General features: G+C 66.5%; 16 protein-coding genes and 1 tRNA gene. 5 read left to right on the top strand and 12 right to left on the bottom strand.

Annotation, left to right across the window (positions count from 1 at the left end; translation table 11 throughout):
- Window positions 1-17: 17 nt before the first annotated feature.
- Together hrpA and QNO03_RS04720 are read right to left on the bottom strand one after the other, a co-directional pair.
- Window positions 18-3,944, bottom strand: a complete 3,927-nt coding sequence (gene hrpA / locus QNO03_RS04725; protein ID WP_289602203.1) for an ATP-dependent RNA helicase HrpA — start codon at window positions 3,942-3,944, stop codon at window positions 18-20.
- 13 nt (window positions 3,945-3,957) lie between these two features.
- Entirely contained in the window at window positions 3,958-4,956 is a 999-nt protein-coding gene (locus QNO03_RS04720) for a helix-turn-helix transcriptional regulator (RefSeq protein ID WP_229950616.1), read from the bottom strand.
- Window positions 4,957-5,059: 103 nt separating this feature from the next.
- On the opposite strand from QNO03_RS04720, the gene QNO03_RS04715 reads away from it, so the two are divergent.
- A complete protein-coding gene (locus tag QNO03_RS04715; protein WP_502874544.1) occupies window positions 5,060-5,653 on the top strand; it encodes a DinB family protein in 594 nt (197 codons plus the stop codon).
- A 5-nt stretch (window positions 5,654-5,658) separates the two neighbouring features.
- Here the strand turns inward: QNO03_RS04715 and QNO03_RS04710 are convergent, their stop codons facing one another.
- A complete protein-coding gene (locus QNO03_RS04710) occupies window positions 5,659-5,802 on the bottom strand; it encodes a hypothetical protein (protein WP_229950619.1) in 144 nt (47 codons plus the stop codon).
- 93 nt (window positions 5,803-5,895) lie between these two features.
- On the opposite strand from QNO03_RS04710, the gene QNO03_RS04705 reads away from it, so the two are divergent.
- The 3 genes from QNO03_RS04705 to QNO03_RS04695 all read left to right on the top strand — a co-directional run bounded on the left by QNO03_RS04705 (window position 5,896) and on the right by QNO03_RS04695 (window position 8,268).
- Entirely contained in the window at window positions 5,896-6,870 is a 975-nt protein-coding gene (locus QNO03_RS04705) for a GlxA family transcriptional regulator (protein WP_229950622.1), read from the top strand.
- A 169-nt stretch (window positions 6,871-7,039) separates the two neighbouring features.
- Entirely contained in the window at window positions 7,040-7,813 is a 774-nt protein-coding gene (fabG, locus tag QNO03_RS04700; protein WP_289602200.1) for a 3-oxoacyl-ACP reductase FabG, read from the top strand.
- 2 nt (window positions 7,814-7,815) lie between these two features.
- Entirely contained in the window at window positions 7,816-8,268 is a 453-nt protein-coding gene (locus tag QNO03_RS04695) for a MaoC family dehydratase (protein ID WP_289602199.1), read from the top strand.
- A 122-nt stretch (window positions 8,269-8,390) separates the two neighbouring features.
- Here the strand turns inward: QNO03_RS04695 and QNO03_RS04690 are convergent, their stop codons facing one another.
- From QNO03_RS04690 to QNO03_RS04660, 7 genes are all read right to left on the bottom strand, one after another.
- Window positions 8,391-9,671, bottom strand: a complete 1,281-nt coding sequence (locus tag QNO03_RS04690; RefSeq protein ID WP_289602198.1) for an ABC transporter substrate-binding protein — start codon at window positions 9,669-9,671, stop codon at window positions 8,391-8,393.
- On the bottom strand, window positions 9,671-10,816 hold the full coding sequence (locus QNO03_RS04685; RefSeq protein ID WP_289602196.1) for a branched-chain amino acid ABC transporter permease: 1,146 nt from the start codon (window positions 10,814-10,816) through the stop codon (window positions 9,671-9,673). The genes QNO03_RS04690 and QNO03_RS04685 overlap by 1 nt, the downstream gene beginning before the upstream one ends.
- Complete coding sequence (locus QNO03_RS04680; RefSeq protein ID WP_289602195.1) at window positions 10,813-11,691, bottom strand: branched-chain amino acid ABC transporter permease; 879 nt, start codon at window positions 11,689-11,691, stop codon at window positions 10,813-10,815. The genes QNO03_RS04685 and QNO03_RS04680 overlap by 4 nt, the downstream gene beginning before the upstream one ends.
- On the bottom strand, window positions 11,691-12,410 hold the full coding sequence (locus tag QNO03_RS04675; protein ID WP_289602193.1) for an ABC transporter ATP-binding protein: 720 nt from the start codon (window positions 12,408-12,410) through the stop codon (window positions 11,691-11,693). Before QNO03_RS04675 ends, QNO03_RS04680 begins: the two co-directional genes overlap by 1 nt.
- Window positions 12,407-13,201: an ABC transporter ATP-binding protein gene (locus QNO03_RS04670; protein WP_289602192.1), complete on the bottom strand. Its 795-nt coding sequence runs from the start codon at window positions 13,199-13,201 to the stop codon at window positions 12,407-12,409. Before QNO03_RS04670 ends, QNO03_RS04675 begins: the two co-directional genes overlap by 4 nt.
- 187 nt (window positions 13,202-13,388) lie before the next feature.
- Complete coding sequence (locus QNO03_RS04665; protein ID WP_289602190.1) at window positions 13,389-13,967, bottom strand: TetR/AcrR family transcriptional regulator; 579 nt, start codon at window positions 13,965-13,967, stop codon at window positions 13,389-13,391.
- 387 nt (window positions 13,968-14,354) lie between these two features.
- Window positions 14,355-14,427: transfer RNA gene (locus QNO03_RS04660), tRNA-Arg, on the bottom strand.
- A gap of 312 nt (window positions 14,428-14,739) precedes the next feature.
- Between QNO03_RS04660 and QNO03_RS04655 the strand changes: the two genes are divergently transcribed.
- Entirely contained in the window at window positions 14,740-16,506 is a 1,767-nt protein-coding gene (locus QNO03_RS04655; protein WP_289602188.1) for an HNH endonuclease, read from the top strand.
- Between the two features lie 339 nt (window positions 16,507-16,845).
- Here the strand turns inward: QNO03_RS04655 and QNO03_RS04650 are convergent, their stop codons facing one another.
- Both QNO03_RS04650 and QNO03_RS04645 read right to left on the bottom strand, forming a co-directional pair.
- Window positions 16,846-18,366: an FAD-dependent oxidoreductase gene (locus tag QNO03_RS04650; protein WP_289602187.1), complete on the bottom strand. Its 1,521-nt coding sequence runs from the start codon at window positions 18,364-18,366 to the stop codon at window positions 16,846-16,848.
- Window positions 18,363-19,232, bottom strand: a complete 870-nt coding sequence (locus QNO03_RS04645) for an FAD:protein FMN transferase (protein WP_289602184.1) — start codon at window positions 19,230-19,232, stop codon at window positions 18,363-18,365. Before QNO03_RS04645 ends, QNO03_RS04650 begins: the two co-directional genes overlap by 4 nt.
- Window positions 19,233-19,235: the final 3 nt, after the last annotated feature.

Below are 19,235 nucleotides of genomic sequence, written 5' to 3'. Positions count from 1 at the left end.
GGGACTTCCCCCGCCGCCTAGGCCGGAGCCAGCGCCGAGTTCAGGGCGGCCCGGATCCGTTTCTCCGAAACGGTCCGGGCCGTTCCCAGTTCCTGGGCAAAGAAACTGATCCGCAGCTCCTCGATCATCCACCGCACCTCCGCCAGCTCCGGGGGAGTGCCGCGGCCCGGCGCAAGTGCCGCCACGGCGTCGTCGTACTCATCCTCGAGGCGATGGACCACAGCCATGGACAGGCCGTCCCGCTGCACGTTGCCGGGCAGCTTCTCCAGCCGGCGTTCAATCCCGGCCAGGTACCGCGGCAGGTGCATCAGCTGGGCATAGCCGGTGCGGGCCACGAAGCCGGGATACACCAGGGCATCCAGCTGTGCCCGGATGTCGTTCAGGGCGCTGATCAAGGCCAGGGACGTAGTGCCCTTCAGTGCTTTGGTAATCCGGCGGGTGCTGGCGAGGATCTTCTCCACGATTGCCGTGACGCCGAAGACGGTGTCGATCAGTTCGGCCCGGACGGTTTCATACAGGGCATCCAACTCGGCCCGCGTCCAGGGGAGCTTCTCGGGGGTGAGCTTATCCACCGCGGCCAGGGTGCAGTCCTCGATCAAGGCAGCGACACTGCCGTGCGGGTTCTGGCTGAAGGTCAGTTTCTCCGTGTTGCTCAGGTGCTCCAGGACGTATTTGGCCGGGCTGGGAACACGCAGCACCAGCAGCCGGATGACCCCGGCACGCATTGCGGTCTGCTGCTCGCCGGCGCTCTGGAAGATCCGCACGCCCGCCGTCGACCCTTCGTCCACCAATGCGGGGTAGCCGGTCACGGTATGCCCTGCCACCAGCCGCTGGACCTGCTTCTCCAGGGTGCCGACACTCCACTCCGTCAGGCCGGTCTGCTCCGCCACGGAGGCACCGCCGGCGGGGGAGGCGGAGCCACCGTTCAACGAGGCGGCGCCGTTTGTAGCCTTCCCCCGGGGATTGCCGGCACCCTTGGGTCCGCGCGGCTGGACGGTCGACGGCGTGGCGCCGAGGGACTCGGCGATGGCCCGCCGGGTGGCGGGAGCCAGGGCTTCCTGCAGGGCCGCGAGGTCCTTGCCCTCGTCCAGCACCCGGCCCGAGGAATCCACCACGGTGAAGGTCATCCTCAGGTGGTCCGGGACCGCGTCCCAGTTCCAGGAACCCGGCGGAATGATCGATCCCTTCAACCGGCGCAGCACCAGTTCCAGCGACGGCTCCAGCTCGTCCGACGCCGGATCGAAGTCCGCGGCCAGCGCAGCGGCAGCCGAGCGGGCGACGTCGGGCGCCGGAACGAAGTTCTTCCGGATGGCCTTGGGCAGCGACTTGATCAGGGCGGTAATGAGTTCGGCGCGCAGGCCCGGGATCTGCCAGGTGAACGGGCCGGGGGTGAGCTGGTTCAGGAACAGCACGGGCACTTCCACGGTCACGCCGTCGTTGGCCGAGGGCACCCCGGGGGTGAACTCGTAAGTCAGCGGAAGTTCGAAGGAGCCGTAGAAGAAGGACTTCGGGAAGTCGTTCTCATCGAGTCCCTCGGCGTCGTCGGTGCGCAGTGCGTCCGGGTCGAAGTCCAGCAGCGCCGGATTCTCGTGCCGGGCGTTTTTCCACCACTTGTCGAAGTGGCGTTCGGAAACGACGTCGGCGCCCACGCGCTCGTCATAGAACTCGAAGAGGGTTTCATCGTCCACGCGCAGTCCGCGGCGGCGGACCCGGTTCTCGAGTTCCTCCACCTCGGCGAGCAGCGCCTGGTTGCGGGAGAAGAACTTGTGGTGCGTGCGCCAGTCGCCTTCCACCAGGGCATGCCGGATAAACATCTCGCGGGAGAGGACGGGATCGATGCGTCCGTAGTTGATGCTGCGCTGCGGCACGACGGGGACACCGTAGAGCGTGACCTTTTCATAGGCCATGACCGCTCCGCGGCTTTTGGACCAATGGGGTTCGCTGTAGGTGCGCTTGATCAGGTGCCCGGCAACGTCTTCGACCCAGAGTGGATCAAATTTCGCCGCCACCCGCGCCCACAGGCGTGAGGTTTCCACCAGTTCGGCAGCCATCACCCAGTCCGGGGATTTCTTGAACAGGGCCGAGCCGGGGAAGACCGCGAACCGGGTGCCGCGGGCACCGGCGTATTCGCGCTTGCGCTGGTCATAGAGGCCGATGTGGCTCAGCAGGCCGGCCAGCAGGGACATGTGGATTTCACGGTACTTGCCGACCGGGTCCACCGGCTCGGGGGAGAGCGTGATGCCGAGCGGCTTGGCCAGCTGCCGCAGCTGGGCGAACAGGTCCTGCCATTCGCGGATGCGCAGGAAGTTCAGGAACTCGTTTTTGCACAGGCGCCGGAACGCCGAGGAAGAGAGCTCTTTCTGCTTTTCCTCCACATAGCGCCACAGGTTCAGGTACCCGGTGAAGTCCGAGTTCTCGTCCACGAACCGCTTGTGCATTTCGGCGGCCTTCTGTGCCCGGGCGGGATCGTCCTTCGAGGGACGCTCGCGCGGATCCTGGATGGTCAGCGCAGCAGTAAGGACCATAACCTCCTTGGTGCAGCCGCGGTTCCCGGCTTCGACGATCATCCGTCCCAGCCGGGGATCCACCGGGAGCTGGGACAGCTTGCGGCCCACGTCCGTGATGCCGCCCTGGGGATGCAGCGCCCCGAGTTCGCGCAGCAGCACGGCACCGTCGTTAATGGCCTTGGAATCCGGAGGCTGGACGAACGGAAAATCCGCCACATCCTTGGGTCCCTTGGCCACACCCATGGCGGCCATCTGCAGGATGACGGCGGCGAGGTTGGTGCGCAGGATTTCGGGATCGGTGAATTCGGGCCGGGCCTCGAAGTCCTCCTGCGAGTACAGCCGGATGGCGATGCCGTCCGAGACGCGGCCGCAGCGGCCTGAACGCTGGTTGGCCGAGGCCTGCGAGATCCGTTCGATCGGCAGGCGCTGGACCTTGGTGCGGTGGGAGTAGCGCGAGATGCGTGCCGTACCGGTGTCGATGACGTACTTGATGCCGGGGACCGTCAGGGAGGTTTCGGCCACGTTGGTGGCCAGGACGATCCGGCGGTTGCGGCCCTGCGAAAAGACCTTGTGCTGCTCGGCGAGGGAGAGCCGGGCGAACAAGGGCAGGATTTCGGTGTTGGCCAGCCGGGGATTGCGGGCGACGGAGGAGCGCAGTGCCTCGGCGGCGTCGCGGATTTCGCGCTCGCCGGAGAAGAACACGAGGACGTCGCCGGGCGCCTCTCGGGAGAGCTCGTCCACGGCGTCGCACACCGCGTCCACCGGGTCCCGGTCCTCTTCGAGCTCGTCCTCGAGGCCCTCTTCGTCGCTGCCGCCGTCAGCCGGCTGGTTGAGCGGGCGGTAGCGGATTTCGACCGGGAAGGTCCGGCCGGAAACTTCGATGATGGGTGCCGGGGTCCCGTTGGCGTCGGCGAAGTGCTCGGCGAACCGCTGCGGGTCGATCGTGGCCGAGGTGATGATGACCTTCAGGTCCGGGCGCTGGGGCAGCAGCCGGCGCAGGTACCCGAGGATGAAGTCGATGTTCAGGCTGCGCTCGTGGGCCTCATCGATGATGATGGTGCTGTATTTCTTCAGCTTCGGATCATGCCGGATTTCCGCCAGCAGGATGCCGTCGGTCATGAGCTTGACCTTGGTCTTCCGGCCGGTTTCCCCGGTGAAGCGGACCTGGAAGCCCACTTCCTCGCCGAGTTCGACGTCGAGCTCGGAGGCGATCCGCTCCGCCACCGTGCGGGCGGCAAGGCGCCGGGGCTGGGTGTGCCCGATCAGCCCGTTATCGGCCAGGCCGAGCTCCAGGCACATCTTCGGAATCTGCGTGGTTTTTCCGGACCCGGTTTCGCCGGCGATGACGGTGACCTGGTTGGCGGCAATCGCTGCCATGATGTCTTCGCGGCGCTCGGAAACGGGCAGCTGTTCGGGATAGGAAATTGTCAGTGCCATGATTGCCACCAGTCTAGTGGCTTGGCCCCGCGGTCTGCCCGGATTCCGCCGTGGGCGGGATTCCGACGGCGTGCTGCAGCAGGGAGACCGCCCGCCGGGCACGTTCGCGCATTTCCGGGGGTTCGAGAATCTCGAAGGGCACACCCCAGGAGGTCAGGTCGATCAGGGGCAGGTCCAGTGAATCCCAGCCGCCCCGCACAATGGTGTGTCCGGGGCCATCGGCTTCGACGCTGGCGACATCCGGTGGTACCTGCTCGGCCACGGCCGCCAGTGGTGCGGCCAGCCGCACCACCACCGTGTAGCGGTAGGGGTTACGGGTAATCGAGGCCTGGACGTAGGCGGCCAGGTCCCGGGCCGGCAGGGGCCGGGGCGTAAACCGCTCGCGTGGGGCGGGAGTGCTGGTGCAGCGGTCCACCCGGAAGGTCCGCCAGTCACGGCGGTCCAGGTCCCACGCGACGGCGTACCAGCGCCGTCCGGTGCTCACCAGCCGGTAGGGCTCCACGATCCGGCGTCCGGTGCCGCCGTCGGCGGCGGTGTAGCGGAAGCTGACGATCCGGTGCTCGGTGATGCCTGCGGAAAAAGCGGTGAGGATTCCCGGATCAACGGCGCCCGGAGGTCCGGAAAGGGTGGATACCGACTGCCGCAGGGCGGAGAACTTGGGACGCAGGCGCGCCGGCAGTACCTGTTCCAACTTGGCCAACGCCCGCACCGAGGCTTCTCCGATCCCCGTCACCGGTCCGGTGGCCACGGCGGCGAGACCGAGTGCGACGGCAAGGGCTTCGTCGTCGTCGAGCAGAAGGGGCGGCAGCTGCGCCCCGGCACCGAGCTGGTAGCCGCCGGCTATGCCGGGGGACGCCGAGATGGGATAACCCAGGGTGCGGAGCTTGCCGATATCCCGGCGTACCGTGCGTTCGGTGATGGACAGCCGCTCCGCGAGTGCGGCGCCGGTCCACTCGCGGCGCATCTGCAGCAGCGACAGCAGCTGCAGGAGCCGGGCGGATGTCTCCAACATGGAATCCAAGCTACGCGCCGATCAGGTCAAAAGCTGTCCTGATTGGAAACTAATCTGGCCGCAGGCACACACCGACGGGGGCACCCGCACAAAGGAGGCAGGCATGGCGCGCAGGGGATCCATGGAACCAGTCAGGGATCTGGATGTCCCTGCGCGGCTGGCCGGGCAGCTTCAATGGCATTGGGAGAACCTGGCGCGGCCGCGCCTGGAGGGCCTGGGCGACGCGGAGTACTTCTGGGAACCCGTGCAAGGGTGCTGGAGCGTGCGGCCGCGGGGGGCCTCGCCGGTAGGCGTCGGCTCTGGCCCGTACGTCATCGACTTCATGCACCCTGAGCCGGTTCCGGCGCCGGTCACCACTATCGCCTGGCGGTTGGGGCACCTGCTCGTGGGCGTGCTCGGTGCCCGCAATGCTTCGCAGTTCGGCGGGCCGCCGGTCTCCTATGACAGCTTCGAGTACCCGGCGACGGCTGCCGGGGCGCTGGCCGTGCTGGATGAGCATTACGGGAGATGGATCAGTGGGGTGTTCTCCCTGGACGACGCGGCGCTCGCAGCACCGGTGGGACCGGCCGAAGGCAAATGGGCAGACGCTCCCATGGCGCAACTGGTGCTGCACATCAACCGGGAAATGATCCACCACCTGGCGGAGATTGCCCTGCTGCGGGACCTGTATGCGCACGGGCAGCCAGACCCGGAGTAAGCGGGTCAGTACACCGTTCCGTCCCAGGAGCGGTGGGACGGGACATCAGGGAGGTGGCCGTGGCCGTCACTGGCCAGGAACCGAAGGGTGGCTCCGAGGACGAGGGTGAAGGCAACCGCCGCGGCGAGGAGCATAAGCACAATAACCATGACTCCATGCTGGCGCTGGATCCGTCCAGAAATAAGTGGCAGAAATGCCCATTACCGTAGAAATCCTGCCACCACAGGGTCCACACTGAAGCCATGCTCCACTCTGTAGCAGTCATCGTCCTGGACGGCACCGCGCCGTTCGAATTCAGCGTGCTGGCCGAAGTCTTCGGCATCGACCGTTCCCAGCGCGGCGGCGGAGTGCCGGCCTTCGATTTCCGCCTCTGCACGCCCGAACCCGGCCTCGTGTCCACCAAGGCAGGGTTCAGCATCGCTGTGGATGCCGGGCTGGAGGCAGCCGCGGATGCAGACCTGGTGGTGATGGCTCCCGGAGGGGACTATGCGGGGGAAACAGATGCCCGCGTACTGGAGGTGCTGCGCAGTGCTTACGGGCGGGGTGCCTGGGTGATGAGCATCTGCACGGGGGCCTTCCGGCTTGCCGAGGCGGGGCTGCTCGATGGACGCCGGGCCACCACTCACTGGATGTATTCGGCGGACATGGCAGCCCGTTACCCGGCCGTCCAGGTGGACGAGGATGTGTTGTATGTCCAGGACGGCACCGTCATCACGAGCGCGGGCACGGCGGCCGGTATTGATGCGGCGCTGCACCTGGTCCGGATCACCCACGGGGCCAAGACCGCCGCCGCCATCGCCCGGGACATGGTGGTGCCGCCCCACAGGGACGGGGGACAGGCGCAGTACATTGACCGGGCGGTGCCGGCCGGGGCAGGTGACACTCTCGAACCGGTCCTGGAATGGATCGGGGAACACCTGGCGCAGGAGCATTCCGTGAAGGACCTGGCCTCCCGGGCCGCCATGTCGCCGCGGACCTTCGCCCGCCGCTTCCGTGCCGAGACCGGCACCACCCCGGCGGCGTGGATCAACGCCCAGCGGGTGCTCTACGCGCAGGAGCTGCTGGAAGATACGGATCTCACGGTCGAAGAGGTGGCGCGTGCCGCGGGGTTCGGGCAGCCCGAACTGCTGCGCCATCATTTCCACCGGGATGTGGGCGCAAGCCCCGCGGCCTACCGCCGGACCTTTCGGGGGCGGAGCGTGCCGCAGCCCGGCTAGGGCTACGGCTTTACCCGGCACTGTACTTACCGGCACTGTACTTCCCGGCCCTGTCGTCCCCGCCGTTCCCCATCCCGCCGTTGCGTCCGTACCGTCCGGTCGGTACCCTCGGCAAAAGAGACGCAGCACACAGTCAGTGGGCCGCCGCTCATTTGCCGACAGGAGAGACATGACAGAGGCATCAGCACCGCTGGACCAGCGCACCGCCGTCGTCACCGGAGCAGGACGGGGGATCGGCGCCGCCGTCGCCATGCGCCTGGCTGCGGACGGGCATCGGGTGGCAGTCCTGGACCTCCGGGAAGAAGACACGGCAGCCACCGTGGAGGCCATCAACAATTCCGGCGGCAAGGCGGTGGGCGTCGGCGCCGACGTTGCCGATGCCGCCGCCGTCGAACAGGCTGTGGGCCGTATCGCCGGGGAGCTGGGCGCGCCCACCATCCTGGTGAACAACGCGGGCATCCTCCGGGACAACCTGCTGTTCAAAATGACCGATACGGACTGGGATGCCGTCATGGGGGTGCACCTGCGTGGAGCGTTCCTCATGAGCCGCGCCGTGCAGGCCCACCAGGTGCAGCAGAAGTGGGGCCGCATCATCAACCTGTCCAGCACCTCCGCCCTTGGCAACCGAGGCCAGGCCAACTACGCCGCCGCCAAGGCGGGCATTCAGGGCTTCACCAAGACGCTGGCCATCGAGCTGGGTCGGTACAACGTCACGGTCAACGCGATTGCTCCGGGCTTCATCCAGACCGACATGACGCGGGCGACGGCGGAACGCGTCGGGGTGCCGTTCGAAGACTTCGTGGCGCATGCGGCAAAGGAGATTCCCGTGGGCCGGGCCGGGACCCCGGCGGACATTGCTGCGGCAGCGTCCTTCTTCGCCCGCGAGGAGGCCTCGTTCGTTTCCGGACAGGTGCTTTACGTTGCCGGCGGACCGAGGGCCTAGCGGTGGCGCACTTCGGTTCCGTGCAGGAACTTACCGAGGCCGTGGGGCAGGTGGAGACCAGCGAATGGATCAGCATTGACCAGGACCGTGTGAACCTGTTTGCCGATGCCACGGATGACCACCAGTGGATCCACGTGGATCCCGAGCGGGCGGCTCAGGGACCCTTTGGCGGGCCGATCGCGCACGGCTACCTGAGCCTGGCGCTGCTTCCCGCGCTCGCCTCCAGCCGGTTCCGGGTGGACGGCATGGTGATGGGCGTGAACTACGGCCTGGACCGGGTGCGCTTTCCGCATCCGGTGCCGGTGGGCAGCCGGGTACGGGCCCGCTCGGAGATTGCCTCGGTGGAACCCGTGGCGCAGGGCGTACGCGTCAAGCTCCTGGTAACCGTGGAGATAGAGAGCGTGGACAAGCCTGCCTGCGTAGCGGAGTCGATTTCCCTCTACGTGCTCGGCTAGCAGCACCCGGATTCACTGTCCGCACCAAGAAGGGGCCCGTCCAGTGCGGACGGGCCCCTTCTAGTGGGAAGTTCTAGTGGAAATGCCTCTGGGGGCGACTCCGGCTGCTCAGGCTGCTCAGGCTACTCCGGCAGGCCGTCAGCCGGCATGGCTGGACGTTCCTCGGTGTATTCCTCCACTTCCTCGCCGGACACCACGTACGGGGTGCCGAAGTAGGACTGCACGCCGTTGTCCACCTTGGTCAGCATGGCGCCGGTGTACCCCCGGTGGGAGTCCTCGCCGAAGCCCAGCGGCGCATGGCCGTTGCCGGTGACGTTGCCGGACTCGAGCGCCTCCAGCAGGGATTCGCGGGTCGGGTTTTCGCCGGCTTCCTTGAGCGCCTCGACAAAGAGGTAGCCAATGGACATTCCGAAGATGGTGTTGCCGTCGAAGGGAGCCCCGGCGTTGTATTCCTCGTTGATCTCCTTGAACTGGGCGGTCCATTCGTCCTCGGTGTCCGAATAACCGGGCAGATAGTTGGCGCTGACGAAGCCCTGCAGCAGTTTGTTGGTGTTTTCTCCGAGGTAGCCGGAGAGGGTGTTGAAGTCACCGCCGGCTGAAGAGGCCATCCACTGCGGGAAGTAGCCGAGCTTTGCGGCCGTCCCCACCGCCTGCGCACTGAAGCCGTTGATGGTCGCCAGGAAATTGACCTCGCAGCCGGCCTCCTTCATGGAACTGATCTGCGCCGCAATGTCGGTATTGGCCGTGGAGTAGACCTGGGCATCGGCCAGTCCGTCTTCGCCGAGAACCGCTTCAAGCCCCGCCTGGAATTCTTCGCCGAAGTCATCATCCTGGCCGAAGAAGCAATAGGTCTTGTCCGGGAACTCCTCCTGCGCGTAGGTGGCCAGGATCCGGGACTCAGTGGGGTAGTCCACCATGAAGCCGTAGGTGTAGGGATAGTCCTCCGGCTGGTTCCAGGTCGGGCTGCCCGAGGCCACAAAGAGGTCCGGCACTTCATTGTCATTAACGAAGTCCAGGACCGCGCTGTGCGGCGGCGTGCCCAGGCCGCCCACCAGGGCGAACACTTCGTCCTGGAGCACCATCTCCCGGACGGCGGTCTGGGTGTTGGCGGGGTTGTAGCCGTCATCCTTCACGATGTACTCGATGGTCCGGCCGTTGATTCCGCCGTTGTCATTGACGTAGTCGAAGTAGGCCTGGGTGGCCGGGGAAATAGTGGAGTAACCCGCTGCGGCCGGACCGGTGAGCGGCTGGTGTGTGCCCACCGTGACCGTGGTGTCCGTGATCCCGGGAACGTCTTCGGGTGCTGCGGCCTCGCCGCCTTCTTCCGCGGAAGCACAGGACGCGAGGCCGAGTGCTGCGGCTGCAAGGACGGCGGTGCCCAGACGGAGTTTGGAGCTGATCATCATTGACCTTTCGGGGTTGCCGGTAGCTGCTCGGACTCATGCCGGGCGGATAACCGGGTGGTTGTAGTTGATGCTGACGGTGGTGCGGGTTCGAAGGAGCTGTCCGGAACGGATTCGGAACGCGGTGGCGTTGCCCGGCTGCGGAGCCGGGAACGGAGCCGGACCAGCAGGCCGTAGATGCCCTGCGGGGCAAGCAGCACCACGAGGACCAGGACCAGGCCGAAGATGGCTACGGCGAGGTTGCCGTCCAGCCGCTGGGACAGGTCTGCGGACAGCTGAAGCCGGGATGTGGCCGTGCTGATCAGGTGAGGCAGGGCCACCAGGAGCACGGCGCCGAAGACGGCTCCGGTCAGGGAGCCGATGCCGCCGACCACGGCGGCCATCAGCAGGAACAGGGAGAACACCAGCGAATAGGCGCCGGGGCTCGCACTCTGCGTGGTGTAGGCCAGCAGCCCGCCGCCCATACCGGCTGCTGCGGAACTGATGACGAAGGCGGTGACCTTGGTGCGGGCCGGGTTGATGCCTGCCAGGGCAGCCGCCACGGGGTTGTCCCGGACTGCCCGCAGTTCGCGTCCGAAGCGTCCGTGCAGCAGGTTCGCCAGCAGGGTCAGGACAAGGACGGAGCAGACGACGGCGAGCCACGCCTGCCACGCCTCGTTGGAGACCATGCCGCGCAACGCCGTCGGGCGCTTCTCCACGGTGATCCACAGTCCCTGGTCGCCGCCGAGCACTGAGGAAAAGGTGCTGGTCACCGCCGGCAGTGCCACTACGAGTGCCATGGTGAAACCGGCGAGGTACGGGCCGTGGAGCCGGCCGGCAGCCAGGCCGATGACCAGCCCGAGGACGGCCGCACCTCCCACCGCTGCCGCCAGCGGCAGCAGGAGCAGCAGCGGACCTTCCGTGCCGGCGTCGGCCATTGTGTTGGCAGTCAAGGCGTAGCTGTAGGCTCCGGCAGCCATCAGGGCCGCCTGGCCGAGGGACAGCTGGCCGCCGGCGCCAGTCAGCAGGGTCAGCCCGGCGATGCCGCACAGATACGCGCAGACGGTGGCGAGCTGGTAGGAGGAGAAGGAAGGGACCACGAAGGTGAGTCCGATCAGGACGGCCGCCGCTATGGCGGCGAAGAGATACCTTCTGGCGACCGTCATACCGTCCGCTCCTTAGCCATGGAGAAGATTCCGCCCGGGCGGATCAGCAGCACCGCCAGCAGCAGCACCAGGATGGCGACCGGCGCGAGGGTGGCGCCCCAGTAGCCGCTGACCCAGCTGAGCAGTACACCCACGGCCAGTCCGCCCAGGACGGCGCCTGCGGGGGAATCGAGCCCGCCGATGACCGCCACGGTGAAGGCATAGACGAAGACCGAGTCCGCGGCATGCGGGTTGAGGCCAAGTTCGGTGGGGATCACCAGAAGCGCGGCCAGGGCGCCGAGGGCGGAGGACAGAGCCCAGCCGAGGGTGAGCATCCGCGAGGTCCGGACCCCGAGGAGGCGGGCCAGATCCGGGGCGAAGGCCGAGGCCCGCAGCCGCAGCCCCAGCGGCGTCTTCGTGAAGAGCAGGACCAGGCCGCCCACAAGCACTGCGATGCAGGCAAAGACGAACAGGTCGTAGGAGGAGAAAGCGGTGATGCCGAAGATCTCCACCGGTTCCGAGCTGAACGGCGTCACCATGGTGCGGTAGTTGTTTCCGAACACCATGCCCAGGATGGCCTGGATCAGCATCAGCAGCCCCAGTCCGGCAATCACCGGGTTCAGCGCCGAGCCGTGGCCCACGAAGCGCATCACGCCGCGCTCCACCACGGCGCCGATGAGGAAACCGGCAGCGAGGGCGGGAGCGAGTCCGGCCCAGTAATTGCCGGTGAGCGCGGTGACCGTGAAGGCGATGTAGGTTGCCGCCACGGCCATGGCTCCCTGCGCAAAATTCACGATCCGCGCTGCACGCCAGATCAGGACCAGGGAGAGGGCGAAGGCCGCGAGGACGGCGCCGCGTGCGAGGCCGTCAAAGGTGAGGAAAAGGAATCTGTCCATTAGAACCCCAGGTAGGTGTGGCGGAGATCGGTGTCTTGAGCCAGGGCGGCGGCGGGCCGGGAGGCGACAATCCGGCCCAGATTGAGGACGACGCCGTGGTCGGCGACGGCTAGGGCGCTCCGGACGTTCTGCTCGATCAGCAGGACGGTGAGTCCGGTGTCGTCGCGCAGGCGGCGCAGCATGCCCAGGATCTGCGCACTCACCTTGGGTGCCAGGCCCAGGGAAGGTTCATCCAACAGAAGCAGTGACGGCGCAGCCATCAGGGCCCGGCCGAGTGCCAGCATCTGGCGCTCGCCGCCGGAGAGCTGGTGCCCGGCCGCTTTCCGCCGTCGGGCGAGAGGCTCGAAAAGTTCGTACATATCCGCGAGCACTGCCTCCGCTGCCCTGCGGTCCTTCCGCCACAGTCCGCCCAGGCGCAGGTTTTCCTCCACCGTCAGTTCGGTGATCACGCCGCGGCCCTCGGGAACCAGGGCGACGCCGTGGCGGACCACGTCCTCGACCGCCACCCTGGCCAGGTCCACGCCGTCCTTGATCCGGATGCTGCCGGATGAGGGGCGCAGCTGCCCGGTAATGGTGCGCAGGAGGGTGGTCTTCCCGGCGCCGTTGGCCCCCACCACTGCGGTGATGGAACCTTCCGCTACCGCAAGGTCAATGTCATGTAGCACCTGTACGGCGCCGTAGCCGGCACTGACGCCGTCGAGGGCAAGTGCGCTGCTCATGCCGCCTCAACTCCCAGATAGGCGTCGGCGACGGCAGGATCGGCGCCGATTTCAGCCGGTGTGCCTTCGGCAATGAGGCGGCCGAAGTCGAGGACGGCGATGCGGTCGCAGACCGCCATCACCAGGTCCACGTGGTGTTCCACCAGCGCCACCGAGCATCCGTCGCCGGGAACGGTGCGGATGATCGACGCCAGTTCGTCGATATCGTCCTGTCCGAGCCCGCCTGCGGGTTCATCCAGCAGCAGCAGCCTCGGCTCGCTCACCAGTGCGCGGGCAAGCGCCACCTTCTTGCGGATGCCGTAGGGGAGCGTGTCGGGGAGGGCGGCGGCATAGCGGCCGACGCCGAGGGCCTCCAGCGCATCTTCCGCACGTTGAGCGAGGCGGGCTTCCCTGCGCACGGAGCCCGGCAGGGCCAGAAGGCCGGGGCCGGGGCCGCGGCGTGGGCCGCCGGCCGCCAGGCCTGTCATGACGTTTTCGAGAACCGTCAGGCCGGGGAAGAGTCCCAGTCCCTGCAGTGTGCGGGCTACACCGGAACGGGTGAGGAGGTGCGGTTTCGGCGTGAAGCCCTGGCCGTCGAGTTCGAGGCTTCCCTCGTTGGGCGCGAAAACCCCGCAGATCACGTTAAACAGGGTGGTCTTGCCGGCACCGTTCGGTCCCATGATCCCCACGATCCTGCCTGCGGGAATGTCCAGGGAAACTGAGTCGAGTGCTGTCAGTCCGCCGAACCGGACCGTGATGCCATCCAACCGGAGACGGGTCGGAACCGACCGGTCGGTTTGTTGCTCCTGCATGAGTACTCCATCGTCTCTGCTCTTACCTTGCGTACGGCGTCTGGTGCTGTAGGGCGGTAGTGCGGGAGGTGCGGTGGTGCCGGCAGTGCTGTGGTGCGGTGGTCCTGTGAGGTGCGGTGGTGCGGTGGTGCTGTGGTGCGGAAGTGCGGGTGGCGCTGGGGTGCTGCGCTGCTGTGGGGGTGCGGAATTACGGTTTACGGAGGCCGGCCAGATACAGCTCGGTCAATTGGGCGGCTGCCTGTTCGCGGGTAATCGCCCCACCGGGGGAGTACCAGTACGAGAGATAGTGCGGGTCGGAGAAGAAATTGGCTGCGAGTACCGGGATGGGGATGTCGGTGCGGAAGACGCCGTCGGACTGGCCGCGGACCAGGAGGGCGGTGAATGCCTCGTTGTATTCGCGCCGCCTCCGCTTCACTTCTTCCTGCCGGTCCTCGCTGAGCATGTGCTGCGAACGGAAGAACACTGATCCTTCGCGGATCCAGTCGATGGAGGTCATCACGACGTCCTCGCAGACCAGGCGCATTGTTTCCACCGCCGGAAGCCTCCGGCCGATGATCTCGGTCAGGTGTTCGTGCTGGAGGGTCAGGATGCGGTCGTATATGTCAAAGAGCAGGTCATCCTTGGAATTGAAGTAGTGATAGAGCGCTCCCTTCGTCACGCCGGCCGCATCCACAATCTGCTGCACGCTGGTCTTTGCGTAGCCGTGCCGCGCGAAGAGTTCTACGGAGGTCCGTGCGAGCTCTTCTTTGATGTTCATGGTCTTCATGCGGCGGGTGTCCGGGTTTCTCGTGGCAGGTCCGGCGATCGGAACCGACCGGTTGGTATGTGCGAACACCATAACCCCGGGAGGGGTTGGTGGCGCAAGGGTTTTGGAGAAAGAATTCCGGCGGAGGGAAGCCTTCTCTGGTTTCCCTCCTATCGGGGGCAGGAGTCGACCGTGCACCTGTCTCTCCCGTTCGAACCCGCCGCCCCGGCCTTCCACGGCTGGGCGTGCCGCGGTCGAGCATGCCACTGTTGCCGCCGGGGAGGTTGCCGCCGTCGGGGCCGCCCGGCCCGAGGATGGAGCTGGCTGGGGCGCGGCGGTAAGAGCTGCGAGCTTAAAGAGAAGAACCCCGCAGCCGGGGCTGCGGGGTTCTTCTCTTTTGTCTCAATGTGCCCTCGATAGGATTCGAACCTACGGCCTGTTGCTCCGGAGGCAACCGCTCTATCCCCTGAGCTACGAGGGCAAGGACGCCGTAAACGGCAGGTCCTGTGGGACTCAAGAAGCTTAGCAGGTTTCAGCGGGGCGAAGGAAACTCGAGCACCTGCGGAAGGCCTGTCCGTCGGATGAGCTGCCCAAGCTTCAACGTTCGTGACCCCGAAAAAGCGTACGTCTTGGTGATCTATGCAGGAATGTAGCGGCGGGCCAACAGAGCAAGTATCAGAACTGGAAAAACCAAGTGGATGAGCCGGAAAGACGCGTATTTTCGGTTTGTGGGAGGGCCGTTTTGGGCCTGTTTTCGGTCCGGAAATGTCAGTGCCAGATGAAATCCTTAGGCATGGATCAGCTCGGGAACACCGAACGGATAACCGAAGAGCAGGATGGCGAAGAGCAGCAGCCGGAAGAGCAGGCCGGCGGCGCAGAGACGCGTTGCCCTTCGGTGACTCTGGCTGTGTACCGCGCGGAACCCGATGTTGATCCTGGCCGCTCCGTCTTCCCTGCTTCCTCCGAGCCGGCCGCAGCCGAGCCGTACACAGCCGAGCCGACCGCAGCCGGTTCCGCTGCTACCGGATGTCCTGCCGACTCTGCCGGCGCCGCTGGTCTTCCGAATACTTCCACCGCCGAGGGCCCGGGTGTCGACGGAGGGGCGGCCAGCGCGTACCCGGATGGCTTCACGGGAACGTTGGCACTGCAGAACCTTGAAGCCTTTGACGAGCAAACCGTCGGAGAAGCCTTAGCCCGGGTCGCGCATCTGATTTCGTGGGCGCAGGCGCAGCAGGCCCGTCTGATGGACCGGATGGAAGAGGTTTTCCGGGACCGCTTCTTCAATGCGTCAGGGCGGGTTGAGCCCGGGATCGCGTTCAGCCTCGCGGCCGCCGAATGTGCCACCATCCTGAACGTTCCCCAGACCACCGCGCAGCGGATGATGTACGAAGCAGGCAGCCTGTGCAGTACCCATACCGCCACCCTGGCCGGTCTGGAAGAAGGACGGTTCAGCTACTCCCACGCGCAGGTGGTGCTGGACCAATGCCAGAACGTTCCTCCCGCTGCACTGCCGGAATTCGAAACCGAGCTGCTCCAGGCTGCCGAGGGGCAGACCCGGGCGCAGTTTTCCGCGAAGGCCCGGAGGCTGCGCGAAAAGCAGTATCCGGAAACCATCGCGAAAAGGCACCTCACCGCGTTCGAGCAGCGCAAGGTAACCCTGGACCGCGAAGAGGACGGCATGTCCTGCCTGTCCGCCCACCTGCGGGCCGAAGAAGCCCAGCAGATTTACACGACCCTGACCACTGCAGCCCGGGGAGAGCAAGCGGGTGGGGATTCCCGGACGGCGGATCAGCTGCGTGCAGACATCCTCGCGCAACTGCTGATGGGCGGGCTCGGGAGGATGCGCGTAAGCGGTGGTGCGGGTGGAGCCGCCGGTCCTGGCCCGCTGCTGGTCGCTGGAGATGGCGCTGGGGGAATTATCGGGCGTGGCCCAACGCGAGTCCCTAGTGATGGTGGAGCAAAGCGGGCGAGCGGTTCGACCGGTACGGAAGGACCTAACTGCGATGACATGGGTGCCGTCCCGCGGGCAGAAATCATGGTCCTGATCAACGCCGAAACACTCTTCGGCGCCAACGAGCAGCCTGCCGAACTGCACGGCTACGGGCCTATCAGCGCCGAAGCAGCCCGCAGACTGGCACGCAACGCCGCAGGCTGGACCGGACTGGCACAGGATCCGCACACAGGGGAGATCCTGGGTGTCGGGAGGCGAAGGAAGGTTCCGGCCGGGCTCCGCCGCTGGCTTCGTGCCCGGGATGGAACTTGCAGGTTCCCCGGGTGCCGGGTCAGCACTGCAAGCTCGGACATTGACCACACCGTCGACTGGTCCCGGGGCGGTCCCACCGACCACGGGAATCTGGAACATCTGTGCCGGCGGCATCACCGGTTCAAGACCCTGGGCTATTGGAAAGCCTGCCAGCCAACACCCGGCGTGATCGAGTGGACTTCGCCGACCGGCCGGGTCTACAGGACTGAGCCGTTCCTGGAACTCGGCCCGATCAAACCAGGGGCATCAGTGGGATCGCCAAGCCCACCTACGCCGGAAGCGGTACCGCCTTTTTGACTGTGTCTGCGTGCAGGGCGGGCACGGTAGGGAGGGTGTGCAGGGCGGGCATGCGTAGGAGGAGAGCAAGACAGGCACGTCAAGGAGGAGGTGCAGTGCCGTCCAGACCATGGGCACAAGGACCCAGCTCCGTGGGCAGGAAGAATTCATAGTCCCTGCGGAGCCGCCGTGCTCAACTGCCGGGGTCCTGCTGATGTGGTGAACTCGTGCTGATGCAGTGGAAGTCGCCGTGGCCTGCAAGCGCGGCGGCCCCGTAAGCGCAGTGGCCCCGTAACCGCGGCGCCCCAGTACCTCCAGGGAGGGTCGGTGCGGAGCCGGCGGGCCCGCCTGCCGCCGCCCCTAGTACCCCAGGAACGGGTCCGTACGGATCCGTCGTCCGCCGGCACCCCGCACTGCCTTCCGGGCTGCAGCAACAGCCTGCGGAGAGCCGGAAACGTAAACCGCACGGTCTCCAACGTCGGGAACCTTTTCGCGTAGAACATCGGAATCAGGCAGCCCAGGCCCCAGCCAGGTCCAGCCCGGAATGCCGGGATCGGAAGGCATACAGACGAGCACCCGGACGTCCAGCTCCTGAAGCTCCGCGGCATAAGCGAGCTCATCAGCGGAGGATGCCGCGTACACCAGCACAATGTCCCGCTCCTCGCCGCGGACCTCCCGCAGCTGGCTGATAAACGGAGTGATGCCAATGCCTGACGCAATCATCAGCATCGGTGTCCGCGCATCCCGCGGCAGAAGGAAATCTCCGGCAACGGTAGTGGCACCGATCTCCGCACCAGGCCGCAGCCGAAGCAGTGCCGTTTTGAAGCTGCTGCCCGGTTCAGCCACCCGCAGCCCCACAGCCACTGTGCCGGGTTCCGAAGGCGCAGTGGTGATACTGAAAATCCGCCGCGAACCCCGCGAATCGGGTTCAAAGTGCGGCACGGCCAGCTCCAGATACTGTCCGGCACGGAAACGGACAGGACGGGAGGGTTCAAACACCAGCTCACGGGACGTCGGCGTCAGGTCCCGGGTTTCGCGCAGCCGCAGCCGGACAGCTCCGCGCTGGCCCATCGCAAACGCAAGCGCGTTGCCTGCCAGCAGCGCCAGCTCCGGGGACATCATCACGGGGCCCAGGGAGAGCGGCACAGCGAAGAGAACGCCGACGACGGCGGCCTCCACGAGCCTCTGCACGCGCAGCGGAGGCAGCGTCAGCGGTTCGGTAAGCATGAATCCGGCCAGGAACACCACCGGATAGGACAGGACGATGGTAGTGAGGGCATCCGGGACGGATTCACCGGCCGTCACGAAGCGCGCCAGGACAACAGCCGCCGCAGTGAAGGCAAAAACCCCGGCCATTGGCAGCAGCCGGTTCCGGTACAGCCCCAGCAGGGCTGCAGGAAGGACGACGACGAGCATCCCGGGAGTTGCAACCCACCAGACTGCACCACCCAGCCCGGTCACGGCCACCACGAATGCCCCCACCGCAGCAGGATTGAAAATGTGCCGGCGCCGGAAGACCAGCAGATATTTCGACGCCGTCGCCACTGCTCCAGCCAAGGCAACGGTCGCCAACTGTGCACCCTCGGTGCTGGGCCAGAAGAGGAAAAACAGCAGCAGTCCGGTGATCAGCGAGGAGTCCGTCTGGGGACGGGTGCGCAGCAGCAGCCCGGCGACACGGCTGGTGATCAGGGTGGAAGCCACCGCAGTCGCCGCCGTCGCACCCAGCTCGGCAGGAGTGTAGAAGAGCACTCCCGCAAAGGACAGGACAAAGGACCAGGCCGCAATCGCAAGCAGCAGCCACACGGTGAACCGGTACATGGTCCAGCGTCCCAGGACGGTGTTCAGGGTGCGGCGCGGCGCGGCGGGGGCGGAAACACTCATGGGAATAGGACTCCAGCCATTGCAGGGGAATAGTCGGCCCGGCCGTCGGTGAACATCCGGACATAGTCGAACGTGAATGACCGGGACAGTTCCTCCGGCCCGGTGAAGAACAGTGCCGTCGCCAACCCGTCCGCAGTCATGGCGTCCGGAGCCAGCGTCCAGGTTGCAGCCACTGCGTCCACCGGCGACCCGGTGCGGGCATCGAGGACGTGGTGCAGGCCGTCGCCCCACTGCCGGCGGTTGACCGCAGAGGCACAAAGCGCCCGGTCGGCGAGTGTCAGTACGCCAATCGCCCGGGTGGCATCGTACGGATGCTCCAGGGCCACCCGCAGGGGAGTGCCCCCGGAATGGCGAAGGTCAGAGCCGGCATCCACCACATACTCCCGGTGGCCTGCCTCGTCCAATACTGCGCAGACCAGGTCCACCAGCTGGCCTTTTCCGGCAGCACCGATGTCGAAGGTCACCGGCGCGGAGGTAGTCAGCGTCGTGCCGCGGCCGTCGGCAGTCCAGGACACGGTGTCGTCCCAGGCTGCGGCAGGTGCGGACGGGCCGGACCTCTGGAAGGTGTAGGCGGCGTCGTACCCCAGGACCTCCAGCGAGCGCCCAACCAACGGATTGACTGCCCCGCCGGTGAGTTGCTGCAGCGTGTCGAAGAGCCTCAGCAGAGGGGCGGCCGAGGCAGGCAGCTCGAAGCGGCCCGCCGTCTCGGCCATCCGTGCCACGGTGGAATCGGACCGGAACCGTGACCAGGTCCGGTCGTAGCTTTCAACCAGTTCCGTGACGGCACCGCCCGTTCCCGGGCTCAGGGGCGCGGCAGTGGTCAGCTGCCACTGCGTACCGATCGCCTCAAAGTCCAGGGTGTGCACAGT

Source organism: Arthrobacter sp. zg-Y877 (assembly GCF_030373105.1).
In the GTDB taxonomy this organism is placed as follows: Bacteria; Actinomycetota; Actinomycetes; order Actinomycetales; family Micrococcaceae; genus Arthrobacter_B.
Note: the sequence above shows the minus strand (reverse complement) of the source record. Positions and strands in the feature narration are given on the sequence as shown.

Bases quoted from the DNA above. Each gene is read 5' to 3' on its own strand.
- hrpA (WP_289602203.1), bottom strand. From the start codon at position 3,944: ATGGCACTGACAATTTCCTATCCCGAACAGCTGCCCGTTTCCGAGCGC.
- QNO03_RS04670 (WP_289602192.1), bottom strand. From the start codon at position 13,201: ATGCAGGAGCAACAAACCGACCGGTCGGTTCCGACCCGTCTCCGGTTG.
- QNO03_RS04715 (WP_502874544.1), top strand. From the start codon at position 5,060: ATGGCGCGCAGGGGATCCATGGAACCAGTCAGGGATCTGGATGTCCCT.
- QNO03_RS04685 (WP_289602196.1), bottom strand. From the start codon at position 10,816: ATGACGGTCGCCAGAAGGTATCTCTTCGCCGCCATAGCGGCGGCCGTC.
- QNO03_RS04675 (WP_289602193.1), bottom strand. From the start codon at position 12,410: ATGAGCAGCGCACTTGCCCTCGACGGCGTCAGTGCCGGCTACGGCGCC.
- fabG (WP_289602200.1), top strand. From the start codon at position 7,040: ATGACAGAGGCATCAGCACCGCTGGACCAGCGCACCGCCGTCGTCACC.
- QNO03_RS04665 (WP_289602190.1), bottom strand. From the start codon at position 13,967: ATGAAGACCATGAACATCAAAGAAGAGCTCGCACGGACCTCCGTAGAA.
- QNO03_RS04680 (WP_289602195.1), bottom strand. From the start codon at position 11,691: ATGGACAGATTCCTTTTCCTCACCTTTGACGGCCTCGCACGCGGCGCC.
- QNO03_RS04705 (WP_229950622.1), top strand. From the start codon at position 5,896: ATGCTCCACTCTGTAGCAGTCATCGTCCTGGACGGCACCGCGCCGTTC.
- QNO03_RS04655 (WP_289602188.1), top strand. From the start codon at position 14,740: ATGGATCAGCTCGGGAACACCGAACGGATAACCGAAGAGCAGGATGGC.
- QNO03_RS04710 (WP_229950619.1), bottom strand. From the start codon at position 5,802: ATGGTTATTGTGCTTATGCTCCTCGCCGCGGCGGTTGCCTTCACCCTC.
- QNO03_RS04720 (WP_229950616.1), bottom strand. From the start codon at position 4,956: ATGTTGGAGACATCCGCCCGGCTCCTGCAGCTGCTGTCGCTGCTGCAG.
- QNO03_RS04690 (WP_289602198.1), bottom strand. From the start codon at position 9,671: ATGATCAGCTCCAAACTCCGTCTGGGCACCGCCGTCCTTGCAGCCGCA.
- QNO03_RS04650 (WP_289602187.1), bottom strand. From the start codon at position 18,366: ATGAGTGTTTCCGCCCCCGCCGCGCCGCGCCGCACCCTGAACACCGTC.